Source organism: Stenotrophomonas sp. NPDC078853 (assembly GCF_044901215.1).
Lineage (GTDB): Bacteria > Pseudomonadota > Gammaproteobacteria > Xanthomonadales > Xanthomonadaceae > Stenotrophomonas > Stenotrophomonas lacuserhaii.
Window position 1 is genome coordinate 128,084 of sequence record NZ_JBJDOQ010000004.1, and the last position, 12,586, is coordinate 140,669.

Sequence of the window (12,586 nt, forward strand, 5' to 3'; positions counted from 1 at the left end):
CGCATGTCCGTCACGGGCGTGCGATGTTTCATGAAGCGGTAGCGTCGAGCGTGCTCGATGTACGCTCCACCCAGGCTCTGCAAGGACCCCATGAACAACGGCGACACCCTGGACCGCACCACCCTGTCCCTCCCGCTGGCACTGTCTGGCGGCGCCCACGCCACCCTCGGCGACTTCGCCGGCCAATGGCTGGTGCTGTACTTCTACCCGAAGGACAGCACCCCGGGCTGCACCACCGAAGGCCTCGATTTCAATGCCCTGCTGCCGCAGTTCGAGCAGGCCGGCGCGGTGGTCCTCGGTGTTTCGCGCGACTCGGTGAAATCGCACGACAATTTCTGCACCAGGCAGGGTTTCCGCTTCCCGCTGGTCAGTGACAGCGATGAGGCGCTGTGCAGCGCCTTCGACGTGATCAAGCTGAAGAGCATGTACGGCAAGCAGGTGCGCGGCATTGAACGCAGCACCTTCCTGGTTTCCCCGGAAAGCCGCATCGTGCAGTCCTGGCGCAAGCTCAAGGTCGCCGGCCATGCCGATGCGGTGCTCCACGCACTGAAGGCCGCCCAGGCACAGTGACTCCCATCGCCTACTTCCTCCGCCACCTCCCTGCCCGCGTGCAGGCCGGGGTGGTTTTCCCCTGCCCGTCCACCAGGAACCGATGATGACCCGAGGCAAGCGCATCTACGTGCTGGATACCAACGTGCTGATGCACGATCCCACCGCGCTGTTCAAATTCGAGGAGCACGATGTCTACCTGCCGATGCAGGTGATCGAAGAACTGGACAATGGCAAGAAGGGCACCTCCGAAGCGAGCCGCAACGCCCGCCAGGTAAGCCGTTTCCTCAATGAACTGGTACAGGCGTCCGGGCTGGACAACCTGGCCGAAGGCATCCCGCTGCAGCGTCCGAACGGCCTGCAGCTGCGCGGCATCCACAGCGCCGGCAAGCTGCGCTTCCAGACCAGCCACTTCGACGCCGGCAAGAGCTTCGGCAAGGTCATCCCGGACAACGCCATCCTCGGCGCGATCCTCGCCCTGCAGGAGGAATCACCGGACGTGCCGGTGGTGTTCGTGTCCAAGGACATCAACCTGCGGATCAAGGCAGCCATCGCCGGGATCGTGTCCGAAGACTATGAGAACGACCGCGCGCTGGATGATTTCAGCCTGCTGTATACCGGTGCCACCGAACTGCCGGAAGACTTCTGGAAGCGCCACGCAAACGACCTGCGCAGCTGGAGCGACAAGGGACGTTCGCATTACGAAGTGGAAGCGCACCAAGACGAGGACTGGTATCCCAACCAGTACGTCTACCTGCCCGGCGAGGACGAGGTGGAGCTGCGCGTCAGCAAGGTCACCGGCGACACGGTCAACCTGGCGCTGGTCGATGATTTCCGCCATGGCAGCCATGCGGTGTGGGGCATCAGCGCGCGCAACCGCGAACAGAACTTCGCGCTCAATGCGCTGATGGATCCGGACATCGACTTCGTCACCCTGCTCGGTACCGCCGGCACCGGCAAGACCCTGCTGGCACTGGCCGCCGGCCTGGCGCAGACCCTGGACCAGCAGCGCTACCGCGAAATCATCATGACCCGTGCCACGGTCAGCGTCGGCGAGGACATCGGCTTCCTGCCCGGTACCGAAGAAGAAAAGATGACGCCGTGGATGGGCGCGCTGACCGACAACCTGGAAGTGCTGACCCAGCCGCAGGAAGGCGGCTCGTGGGGCCGCGCCGCGACCAACGACCTGCTGGCCAGCCGGATCAAGATCCGTTCGATGAACTTCATGCGCGGGCGCACGTTCCTGTCGCGCTACCTGATCCTGGACGAAGCACAGAACCTCACCCCGAAGCAGATGAAGACCCTGATCACCCGCGCCGGGCCAGGTACCAAGATCGTCTGCCTGGGCAACGTGGAACAGATCGATACGCCCTACCTGACCGAAACCACGTCCGGCCTGACCTACGCGGTGGACCGCTTCAAGAACTGGCCACACAGCGCGCACATCACGCTGCGTCGTGGCGAACGTTCGCGCCTGGCCGACTATGCATCGGAGGTGCTATGAACCGAGTGACGCGTGTGTTGTTGCCACTGGCTGCCGGTGCCCTGCTGGGCGCCTGCAGCACCGTGCAGGGTCCGCCCAGCATTCCCACGGCGGTCAAGACCGGACAGTCCTGGGTGGTGACCCGCCCGGTGGTGGCCGCGCAGGTACTGGACACCTGCTCGCGCCCCAGCCCAGGCCGCGATGCCGGCCGGGTGACCGGCTACTGGGCCCCCAGCCGCGTGCAGATCGAACAGCTGGAGGCGCAGTTGCCGCAGCTGGCGGGCCAGGTAAGCGCACCACAGGACTTCGACCGGCAGTACGTGGGGATCGAGGCCGACGGCCGCGAGCTGATCTACGTCAATGCCTTCAAGCTGCCTGATGGCAGCGGCCTCAACCCGGCACGCGAGGCGATGCGCGCCTGCGATGGCGGGTCGATGTTCTGGGGCGCGGTGTTCGATCCGGAACTCGGCACGTTCTCCGAGTTCCATGCCAACGGCGGCAAACAGGGCTAGCGGCGGATGCTATCGCGCAGGCGGGCGTGGCGGGGCCCTACAATCGACCCATGAGCCCGAACACGCCCGCTTCCGCCCTCACCATTGCCGGATCCGATTCCGGCGGTGGTGCCGGCATCCAGGCCGACCTGAAAGCCTTCGCCGCGCACCGCGTGCATGGCCTTTCGGCGATCGCCGCGCTTACCGCGCAGAACACCCGCGGCGTCACCGCCGTGCATGTGCCACCGATCGCGTTCCTGCAGGCCCAGATCGCCGCCTGCTTCGATGATTTCGACGTGCATGCGGTCAAGCTGGGCATGTTGGCCAACGCCGAGGTGATCCACTGCGTGGCCGATGCACTGGAGAAACATCACCCGCCGCACATCGTGCTGGACCCGGTGATGATCGCCACCAGCGGCGCGCGCCTGTTGGAAGACAGCGCGCTGGATGCGCTGCGTACGCGCCTGCTGCCGCTGGCCACGCTGGTCACCCCGAACACCCCGGAAGCCGAGCTGCTGGTCGGCCGGCGCATCCTCGACGGCGATGACGCCGAACGCGCCGCAGCACTGCTGCTGGACCTGGGTGCGGGTGCGGTACTGCTCAAGGGCGGCCACCTGCACGAGGGCAACCGGGTCATCGACCGCTTCTTCGACGGCGTGAGCAGCGAGACCTTCATCCATGCCCGGCTGCCGGTGGACGCGCACGGGACCGGCTGTACGCTGGCGTCGGCGATCGCCGCCCAGCTGTGCAACGGGCTGAGCCTGGCCAACGCCTGCGAGGCCGCCATCGATTACGTGGCGCGCGCCCTGCAACAGGGCCATAAGCCCGGCCGCAGCACGGTGCTGGTGCTGGATCATTTCGGCGCTGCGTCCCACGCATGACCCTGGACGCGCACAGCACCTCGCTGCGGGCGGCCGATGGACACGCCTTCGCCCTGCTGCACTGCCTGCCCGCGCAGCCGCGAGCGCGCCTGCTGTGGCTGCCTGCGCTGGGCGTGGCCGCGCGCCATTACCTGCCGTTGGCCCAGGCGCTGGCTGCGCAGGGAATCGCGGTATACCTGCATGAGTGGCGCGGCAATGGCAGCAGTTCGCTGCGGCCTTCGCGCATACAGGATTGGGGCTACCGGGAAATCCTCGAACAGGACCTGCCGGCCAGCCAACAGCTGCTGTTCCAACATGACCAGCAAGACCGCGTGCTGCCGTGGATCGTAGGCGGCCACAGCCTGGGTGGGCAGTTGGCGTGCCTGCATGCCGGGCGTTTCCCCGCCGATTTCGAGCATCTGTGGCTGGTGGCCAGCGGAACGCCGTGGTGGCGCAGCTTCCCTGCCCCGCGCGGCTGGCTGCTGCCACTGGCCTACCGCTTCCTGCCTTGGCTGGCGCGGCGCAACGGCGTGCTGCCAGGCCGCCGGCTCGGCTTTGGCGGCAATGAAGCACGCGGCCTGATCCAGGATTGGTCGCGCGTGGGGCTGAGCAACCGCTATGCCGCCGCAGGCATGGCCGAGGACCTCGAAAGCCAGCTGCGGCTCGTGCAGGGACAGGCGCGCGCCGTGCTGATGGCCGATGACTGGCTGGCACCTGCGGGATCGATGCAGGCCCTGCTGGCCAAGCTGCCCGACGTGCGGGTGACGACCTCCGTGCTGGATGCCGCCATGCTGCGCACGCGTGCCGACCACTTCCACTGGATGAAGGCGCCGCAGGCGGTTGCACAGGCGCTGTTGCGTTCATTTGACTGAAATTCTTCACAAAGGCGTTGACGGATGCAGCGGTAATCCGCATAATTCCGCTCCTGTTGCAGGGCGCCCGTAGCTCAGTTGGATAGAGTACCTGGCTACGAACCAGGCGGTCGGGAGTTCGAATCTCTCCGGGCGCACCATCAACAGGAACACCAACCCGCCGTTGGTGTGAGTAACAGGAAAATCGCTGTCACATGCGCCCGTAGCTCAGTTGGATAGAGTACCTGGCTACGAACCAGGCGGTCGGGAGTTCGAATCTCTCCGGGCGCACCAGTGACGCGATCATCAACGCCGCCGTTGATGCAGCAGTAAAAGGCGGTACACCGTGCGCCCGTAGCTCAGTTGGATAGAGTACCTGGCTACGAACCAGGCGGTCGGGAGTTCGAATCTCTCCGGGCGCACCAATATTCGAAGAAACAGCAGGCCTCGGCCTGCTGTTTTTTTTGCATGCGCCACCTGCCGCTGCGCTCGCCGACCTTGGGTTGGCGCTACCGGGCTCAGCGCATCGCGTGCCACCAGGCCTCCAGCGTGCCCGGCGTGCGTAGCCGTTCGCGCCACCAGCGCAGGGCCGCGCCATCTTCGCCAGTGCGCCATGCCAGCCAGAACGTTTCCTCCGGCTTGTGCTCTTGGACCTCACGGATCACCAGTTCACCCCGGTCCACCGACGCACGCGCGCACGGCGCCGGCAGGAAACCAAAGCCGATGCCCTCGCGCTGCAGCCGCAGCTTGCTGGCCATGTCCGGCACGCTGAGGGTTTCCTGCCCCATCAGCAGGCCAACGGTGCGCGGCAACAGCCGACGCGCCGAATCGGAAACGGCGATCGCACAATGCTCCACCAGCTGCTCGCGACGCAGCACGCCAGGCACTGCGGCCAGCGGATGGCCCGGCGCGATCGCGAACACGAACTCGACGCTGCCCAGCGGCTCCACCACGTAGCCCCCACCGCTGGGGCCCTCGCCCGCCGCGCCCACCAGCAGGTCCGCGCGACGATCCAGCAGCGCTTCCCAGGTACCCGACAGGGCCTCGCCGATCAGCCGCAGGCGGGTCTGCGCCGCGACGTCACGGAAGGCCCGGATATCCGGACCCAGCAGCCAGGTCGGGAACATCGAGTCCACCGCCAGGGTCAGTTCGGCCTCCCAGCCAGAGGCTACCCGGCGTACCCGCAGCTCCAGCTCGCGTGCCGCCCGCAGCAGGTGGCGGCCCTCATCCAGCAGCGCCCGGCCGGCCGGGGTCATCTCCGCGCGCGGCCCGACCCGGTCGAACAACTGCACGCCCAGATCCTCTTCCAGCTTGGCCACGGTGTAGGAAATGGTCGAGGGCACCTTGTGCAGCGCCTTGCCGGCCGCAGCGAACGAGCCGCGACGGTCAATGGCGTCCAGGATCTGCAGGGCGTCGAGGCTGAGCTTGAGCATTCGAAATTTTCGATGATGGCTTGCGAAACTATCCGTTTTTCAAAGCGCGAGGGCAAGCGGATACTTCTTCGCAACGGGAAACCACAGGCCTGCACGGCCACGAGGCCCCACGTCGAAACCATCGAACAAGGAGCACCACCATGATCCAGATCCGTAAGAGCGCCACCCGCGGCAAGGCCGACCATGGCTGGCTCAACTCCATGCACACCTTCTCCTTCGCCAATTACTACGACCCTCGCTACACCAGCTTCGGCCCGCTGCGGGTGATCAACGAAGACAAGGTGATCGGCGGCCAGGGCTTCGGCACGCACAGCCACAGCAACATGGAAATCATTTCCTACGTGCTCGGCGGGGCGCTGGAGCACAAGGATTCGATGGGCACCGGTTCGGTGCTGCGCTACGGCGATGTGCAGCGCATGAGCGCCGGCAGCGGCGTCAGCCACAGCGAGTTCAACCATTCGGCCGATGAGACGGTGCACTTCCTGCAGATCTGGCTGTTCCCGGACCAGGAGAACATCGCGCCGTCCTACCAGGAAACCAACTTCAGCCCCGAGGACAAGCGCGGCCAGCTGCGCTTGATCGCTTCGCCGGACGGTGCCGGAGGTTCGCTTCTGATCCACCAGGATGCACGCATCTACGCCACCATCCTGGATGGCGCACAACGCCTCAACCACACCCTGGCGAGCGGTCGCGGCGCCTATGTGCAGGTGGCGCGTGGCCAGCTGCAGGTCAACGGGATCACCCTGGAAGCGGGCGATGCGCTGCAGGTGCGCGACGAATCCCAGCTGACACTGGAAAACGGCAATGATGCCGAGGTGCTGGTTTTCGATCTGGCGCTGTAATGCTCCGCATCGCCTGACCTCTCGTGGCCTGCAACACGGCATGACGGGTCAGGCGGTCGCGCAGCATGGAGCCGACGAGGCGGCGCCAAGAGCAAAAAAAAAAGCCCGCAGACAGTATCTGCGGGCGTTTTCATATATGGCGGAGCGAGAGGGATTCGAACCCTCGATAGAGCTTTTGACCCTATACTCCCTTAGCAGGGGAGCCCCTTCAGCCGCTCGGGCATCGCTCCGGGGTGTTGCAACCGCTGGTGGAGAAGTACTCCGCAGCGGGGACGCGAATAATAGCTTTTTTCGCGGCCGGAGGTAAAGCCTTATTCAGCAGAATCTTCACTGCTGGTCGCAGCTTCATCACCGCGCTGGATGCGCTGGTAGATTTCCTCGCGATGCACGGCCACGTCTTTTGGCGCCGTGATGCCGATACGGACCTGGTTTCCCTTGACGCCCAGGACGGTCACGCTGACCGAGTCGCCAATCATCAGGGTTTCGCCAACGCGGCGGGTCAAGATCAACATTGTGGTAATTCTCCATGAAACCGTGTGGAAGGGTATCCCCCACCGGCCTGGCGCGCCGTAAAGGCCCGCCCCACTACGAAGGGAAAAAGATTGCCAATGGTACCGTCAGCCCTCCCGCAGCTTCAAGGCGCGGAAGGGCTGCGGTTCATCCCAGACGCGGACGGACCCAGTCGATCGCCGCAGCCAGGGCAGTCGCAAGGGCGGGCCCGTCCTCGCCACCACCCTGGGCGAGATCGGGACGACCACCGCCCTTGCCCCCGATCTGACTGGCAATGTGGGACAACAGTTCCCCGGCTTTGACCCGGCCCATTGCACTGCCGTTCACGCCAGCAACCAAGGCGACCTTGCCGTCCTGCGCACCGGCCAGCAGGATCACGGCATCACCCAACTGCTGTTTGAGGCGATCCACCGCATCGCGCAGGGCTTTTGCGTCAAAGCCCTCCAACCGGGCGACCAGCACCTTCACCCCGGACACGTCCACGGCCTGGGTGGAAAGGTCCGCGGTGGCACCGGCGGCGAGCTTGGCCTTCAGCGATTCCAGTTCACGTTCGAGCTGCTTCTGGCGCAGGATCTGGGTGCGGATCTTCTCCACCACCTCGCCCGCACTGCCGCCGAGCAGGCTGGCCGCTTCGGACAGGCGCGCTTCTTCATCCGCGACGAAATCCAGCGCACCCTGGCCGGTGACTGCCTCGATGCGGCGCACGCCAGCGGACACACCGCCTTCGGAGGTGATCTTGAACAGGCCGATGTCACCGGTGCGGCTGACATGCGTGCCGCCGCACAGTTCGGTGGAGTAATCGCCCATTTTCAGCACGCGCACGTTCTCGCCGTACTTTTCGCCAAACAGAGCCATCGCGCCGAAATCGAGCGCTTCCTGCATGGCCATGTTGTGCACTTCCACGGCGTTGTTGATGCGCACCTGCTGGTTGACCTTGCGCTCGATGATCGCCAGTTCCTCGGCGCTGATCGGCTGGAAATGCGAGAAGTCGAAACGCAGGCGGTCCGGCGCGACCAGCGAACCCTTCTGCTGCACGTGGGTGCCCAGTACTTCGCGCAGGGCCGCATGCAGCAGGTGGGTGGCGGAGTGGTTGAGGATGGTTGCGCCACGGCGCTGGGCATCGACCTGTCCGGCCAGCACGTCACCGATCTTCAGGCTGCCCTCGGCCAGGGTGCCGACATGGCCATGGAACTGGCCGGCGAACTTCTGCGTCTCGGTCACGTCCACGCGCACGCCAGCGGCCGACAGCACGCCGGTGTCACCGACCTGGCCACCGGATTCGGCGTAGAACGGGGTCTGTTCGGTCAGCACGATCACCGCATCACCGGCAGCGGCGGCCTGCACCGGACGGCCGTCCTTCAGCAGCGCCACCACGCGCAGGCCATCGGCCTGCAGCGCGTCGTAACCGAGGAACACGGTCGGCTTCAGGGTGGCGACCAGATCGGCCGGCAGGCTGACGCCGCCGCCGAACTTGCCCGCCGCACGCGCGGTTTCGCGCTGCTGTTCCATCGCCACGTCGAAGCCGGCGGTGTCCACGGTCATGTCACGCTCGCGCGCGATATCAGCGGTGAGGTCCAGCGGGAAACCGTAGGTGTCATACAGACGGAACGCATCCACGCCGGGAATGATGTTGTTGCTGGCCTTGCCCGCGATGTCTTCGAAGATCTTCATGCCGGCGTCCAGCGTCTCGGCAAAGCGCTCTTCTTCGGCCTGCAGGGCGCGGGTGACGGTGTCGGCGGTGGCAGGCAGTTCCGGATAGGCCACGCCCATCTGCTCGACCAGGGTCGGCACCAGCTTGCTGAAGAACGGCTGGCGCACGCCCAGCATCCAGCCGTGGCGCAGCGCGCGACGGATGATACGGCGCAGCACATAGCCACGGCCTTCGTTGGACGGCAGCACGCCATCGACGATCAGGAACGAACACGCACGGATATGGTCGGCGATCACCCGCAGCGACTTGTTCTCCAGGTCGGCCATGCCGGTCAGTTCGCTGGCCTTGCGGATCAGCGCCTGGAACAGGTCGATTTCGTAGTTGGTGTGCACGTGCTGCAGGATCGCCGCCAGGCGCTCCAGGCCCATGCCGGTGTCCACGCAGGGCGCCGGCAGCGGCACCAGGCTGCCATCGGGCTGGCGATCGAACTGCATGAACACCAGGTTCCAGATTTCGATGAAACGGTCGCCATCTTCATCCGGCGAGCCCGGCGGACCACCGGCGATGTGGTCGCCATGGTCATAGAAGATCTCCGTGCACGGACCGCACGGACCGGTGTCGGCCATCTGCCAGAAGTTGTCAGAAGCGTATGGGGCGCCCTTGTTGTCGCCGATCCGCACAATGCGCTCTTCCGGGATGCCGACCATGTCGCGCCACAGCGCGTAGGCCTCGTCATCGGTCTGGTAGACGGTGACCAGCAGGCGCTCGGCCGGCAGCTTCCAGACCTGGGTCAGCAGTTCCCAGGCCCAGGCAATGGCGTCCTTCTTGAAGTAGTCGCCGAAGGACCAGTTGCCCAGCATTTCGAAGAAGGTGTGGTGGCGGGCGGTGTAACCCACCTGGTCCAGATCGTTGTGTTTGCCGCCTGCGCGCAGGCAGCGCTGGACGTCGGCAGCGCGCACGTAGCTGCGCTTCTCCGCGCCCAGGAACACGTCCTTGAACTGGACCATGCCGGAATTGGTGAACAGCAGGGTCGGGTCGTTGCCCGGTACCAGCGGTGCCGATGGCACGATGGTGTGGCCCTTGCCCTTGAAGAACTCAAGGAAATCGCTGCGGATCTGTGAAGTAGTGAATTTGGCGGATGCGGTCATGGGGGCTGGCAGTCTGCGTGCCGGAGGCGCCACCGCCTCCAGCCACACTGGCCAGGGTCGGGTTTCGGACCTCCGAAACGTTGAAGGGTAACAGGCCAGCGCCGCTCAGTCCTCTGCATCGAAGCGGGTGGCGCGGCGGATCGTGTCGCCATCGAACCCGCGACGGGCCAGCAGGTCGGCGGCCTTGCGCCGCTGCGGCAGGTCCTGCGGTCCTTCCTCGCCAAACCGGCGGCGTACCAGGTCACGGGCGTTGTCGAGGAAATCGCCCTCGTAGCTGTCCATCGCGGCGCTTATGGCATCACTGTCCAGCCCATGGGTGCCCAGTTCGGCCTGGATGTGGCGCGGTCCATACCCGCCATTGGCGCGGTTGCGCACCAGGAACTCGGCGAAGCGCTCATCGTCCTGCCAGCCCTCGCTGGTCAGCTTGTCCACCGCGGCCTGCGCCAGCTCCGGCTCGATGCCGCGCGCGACCAGTTTGCGCCCCAGTTCCTTGCGCGAATGATCGCGCCGTACCAGCAGGCCAAGCGCCCGCTGCAGGGGTGTCAATTCGGGCCGGCGGCGTTTACGTGCGCCCGGTGGGGCATCGGATTCGTCGTGCATGCTCATCCTTCACTCAGCGCCGTCCCTGACGCCACGCCCTTGATCGGCGTGAAAATCCTGCGGGGCAGGACGACGTCACTGACGGCGCCGCCCTGCCCCACAGCATGTCTTACGCTTCGTCGGCGTCGTCTTCGTCGCCGGCTTCCTTCGGTGCCTCAGCCGGCTGGAACTTCTCGCGCAGCTCCGCTTCCAGGCGCTGGGCCACGGCAGGGTTGTCGCGCAGGTAGCCGCGGGCGTTGTCCTTGCCCTGGCCGATGCGCTCTTCGCCGTAGCTGTACCAGGCGCCGGCCTTCTCGACCAGCTTGGCCTCCACGCCCATGTCGATCAGCTCGCCCTCGCGGCTGATGCCTTCGCCGTACAGGATCTCGGTGATGACCTGCTTGAACGGCGGCGCCAGCTTGTTCTTGACGACCTTGATCTTGGTCTGGTTGCCGATGATCTCATCACCCTTCTTGATCGCACCGATGCGGCGGATGTCCAGGCGCACCGAGGCGTAGAACTTCAGCGCATTGCCGCCGGTGGTCACTTCCGGGCTCTGGCCCGGCATCATCACGCCGATCTTGTGGCGCAGCTGGTTGATGAACACCACCAGGGTGTTGGAGCGCTTGATGTTGCCGGTCAGCTTGCGCAGCGCCTGGCTCATCAGACGGGCCTGCAGGCCCGGCAGCTGGTCACCCATCTCGCCTTCGATTTCGGCCTTCGGGGTCAGCGCGGCGACCGAGTCGACCACCACGATGTCCACTGAGTTGGAGCGCACCAGCATGTCGGCGATTTCCAGCGCCTGCTCACCGGTATCCGGCTGCGACAGCAGCAGGTCGTCGACATTGACGCCCAGCTTGGCGGCGTAGATCGGGTCCAGGGCGTGCTCGGCATCGATGAAGGCTGCCGTGCCGCCCTTCTTCTGGCACTCGGCGATGGCCTGCAGCGTCAGGGTGGTCTTGCCCGAGGACTCCGGACCATAGATCTCCACGACCCGGCCCTTGGGCAGGCCGCCGATGCCCAATGCAATATCCAGCATCAGCGAACCGGTCGGGATGATCTCGACGGGCTCGACAACGCGATCGCCCATCCGCATCACCGAGCCTTTACCGAACTGCTTTTCGATCTGGCTCAGGGCGGCGGCCAGGGCACGCTTCTTGTTCTCGTCCATCGTCTTGGTCCTTGGGGAAGTGGTCATCTTTTTAATCGTGGTCAACTCGGGTTCGGGGGTGACTGTAGCGGCAGCGCATCGCACAGGATGAGACGCGCGCCGGGCAAGTCGAACATTATCGCCGCAGACGTCAGCGGCAGCCGCCCCCGGGCATTCAACGGTTGGGTCGCAGCAGGCCGCAGTACAGGCCTTCAATGGCGAAATCCTGGTCCGGCAACACTTCGATGGGGGCGTAATCCGGATTGCGCGGCAGCAGGCGGATACGGTCCTTGCCGATCTTCAGCAGCTTGACGGTGATCTCTTCGTCGATACGCGCCACCACGATCTGCCCGGTACGGGCGTCGCGGGTACGGTGCACGCCGATCAGGTCACCATCGAAGATGCCTTCGTCGATCATCGAATCGCCCTGCACCTTGAGCAGGTAATCCGGTGCCGGGGAGAAGAACACGCGGTCGAGCACGACGAAATCGTCCGAGCCGATATCCGCGCCGATCGGCAGTCCGGCCGCGACACGCCCCAGCACCGGCAGGCGCAGCACGCTGTCGTCCCGCGTCGGGTCGGCGATCTGCTTCACCGGCGGTGCCTGCACCAGGCGGATGCCACGGGCCTGGCCGGGGACGCGGCGAATGGCGCCGGCCGCTTCCAGCGCTTCAAGGTGGTACTGCGCGGCGCGCACGCCCTTGAAGCCGAAGGCACGGGCGATTTCGGTCTGCGAAGGCGGTGCGCCTTCGGATTCGATGCGCTCGGCGATCAGCTGCAGGATGGCCTGCTGGGTTTCGGTCAGGTTCGTCGTGTCCATGGTTAGTAGTAATACTACTAACTCATTCGCGTCGCAAGTGCCGTGCAGGATTGCAGCGAACGGCGGAGCCCCTCGTGGTGGGTCGCTGGAGCCGGTGTGCTGGGCTGGGCCGGGGGGGGGGGGGTTGGTGGGGGGGGCGCAAACACCCAACCACCGGGCCGCCGTTTGGGCCCCACCGGGGGCGCCAAACCCCCCCCCCACCCCCCCCCCCCCCCCCGG

At 65.6% G+C, this 12,586-nt stretch carries 12 protein-coding genes and 4 tRNA genes; 9 read left to right on the forward strand and 7 right to left on the reverse strand.

What is annotated here, in order from left to right:
• Positions 1-90: 90 nt before the first annotated feature.
• The 8 genes from ACI2JH_RS06130 to ACI2JH_RS06165 all read left to right on the forward strand — a co-directional run bounded on the left by ACI2JH_RS06130 (position 91) and on the right by ACI2JH_RS06165 (position 4,659).
• Complete coding sequence (locus ACI2JH_RS06130) at positions 91-570, forward strand: peroxiredoxin (RefSeq protein WP_349999292.1); 480 nt, start codon at positions 91-93, stop codon at positions 568-570.
• Between the two features lie 85 nt (positions 571-655).
• Positions 656-2,053 (forward strand): PhoH family protein, encoded by a 1,398-nt coding sequence (locus tag ACI2JH_RS06135; protein WP_101099871.1) that lies wholly within the window; start codon positions 656-658, stop codon positions 2,051-2,053.
• Positions 2,050-2,544, forward strand: a complete 495-nt coding sequence (locus ACI2JH_RS06140; RefSeq protein ID WP_101099839.1) for a hypothetical protein — start codon at positions 2,050-2,052, stop codon at positions 2,542-2,544. Before ACI2JH_RS06135 ends, ACI2JH_RS06140 begins: the two co-directional genes overlap by 4 nt.
• A gap of 50 nt (positions 2,545-2,594) precedes the next feature.
• A complete protein-coding gene (gene thiD / locus ACI2JH_RS06145; RefSeq protein WP_404735691.1) occupies positions 2,595-3,404 on the forward strand; it encodes a bifunctional hydroxymethylpyrimidine kinase/phosphomethylpyrimidine kinase in 810 nt (269 codons plus the stop codon).
• Positions 3,401-4,255, forward strand: coding sequence for an alpha/beta fold hydrolase (locus ACI2JH_RS06150; protein WP_404735692.1), 855 nt, complete (start codon positions 3,401-3,403; stop codon positions 4,253-4,255). Before thiD ends, ACI2JH_RS06150 begins: the two co-directional genes overlap by 4 nt.
• Before the next feature lie 63 nt (positions 4,256-4,318).
• A tRNA-Arg gene (locus ACI2JH_RS06155) sits at positions 4,319-4,395 on the forward strand.
• 56 nt (positions 4,396-4,451) lie between these two features.
• A tRNA-Arg gene (locus tag ACI2JH_RS06160) sits at positions 4,452-4,528 on the forward strand.
• 54 nt (positions 4,529-4,582) lie between these two features.
• A tRNA-Arg gene (locus ACI2JH_RS06165) sits at positions 4,583-4,659 on the forward strand.
• Positions 4,660-4,752: 93 nt separating this feature from the next.
• On the opposite strand, the gene ACI2JH_RS06170 is transcribed toward ACI2JH_RS06165, so the two are convergent.
• Complete coding sequence (locus ACI2JH_RS06170) at positions 4,753-5,667, reverse strand: LysR family transcriptional regulator (RefSeq protein WP_404735693.1); 915 nt, start codon at positions 5,665-5,667, stop codon at positions 4,753-4,755.
• Between the two features lie 140 nt (positions 5,668-5,807).
• On the opposite strand from ACI2JH_RS06170, the gene ACI2JH_RS06175 reads away from it, so the two are divergent.
• Positions 5,808-6,509: a pirin family protein gene (locus ACI2JH_RS06175; protein ID WP_182655498.1), complete on the forward strand. Its 702-nt coding sequence runs from the start codon at positions 5,808-5,810 to the stop codon at positions 6,507-6,509.
• A gap of 137 nt (positions 6,510-6,646) precedes the next feature.
• Here ACI2JH_RS06175 and ACI2JH_RS06180 read toward each other — a convergent pair.
• The 6 genes from ACI2JH_RS06180 to lexA form a co-directional block, all read right to left on the reverse strand.
• Positions 6,647-6,739: transfer RNA gene (locus ACI2JH_RS06180), tRNA-Ser, on the reverse strand.
• A gap of 81 nt (positions 6,740-6,820) precedes the next feature.
• Entirely contained in the window at positions 6,821-7,021 is a 201-nt protein-coding gene (gene csrA / locus ACI2JH_RS06185) for a carbon storage regulator CsrA (RefSeq protein WP_042615469.1), read from the reverse strand.
• Between the two features lie 145 nt (positions 7,022-7,166).
• Complete coding sequence (alaS, locus tag ACI2JH_RS06190) at positions 7,167-9,818, reverse strand: alanine--tRNA ligase (protein ID WP_182655497.1); 2,652 nt, start codon at positions 9,816-9,818, stop codon at positions 7,167-7,169.
• A 105-nt stretch (positions 9,819-9,923) separates the two neighbouring features.
• A complete protein-coding gene (gene recX / locus ACI2JH_RS06195) occupies positions 9,924-10,418 on the reverse strand; it encodes a recombination regulator RecX (protein WP_101100133.1) in 495 nt (164 codons plus the stop codon).
• 109 nt (positions 10,419-10,527) lie between these two features.
• Entirely contained in the window at positions 10,528-11,568 is a 1,041-nt protein-coding gene (gene recA, locus ACI2JH_RS06200; protein WP_042615466.1) for a recombinase RecA, read from the reverse strand.
• A 154-nt stretch (positions 11,569-11,722) separates the two neighbouring features.
• Positions 11,723-12,367 (reverse strand): transcriptional repressor LexA, encoded by a 645-nt coding sequence (lexA, locus tag ACI2JH_RS06205; protein ID WP_101100071.1) that lies wholly within the window; start codon positions 12,365-12,367, stop codon positions 11,723-11,725.
• Positions 12,368-12,586 lie beyond the last annotated feature (219 nt).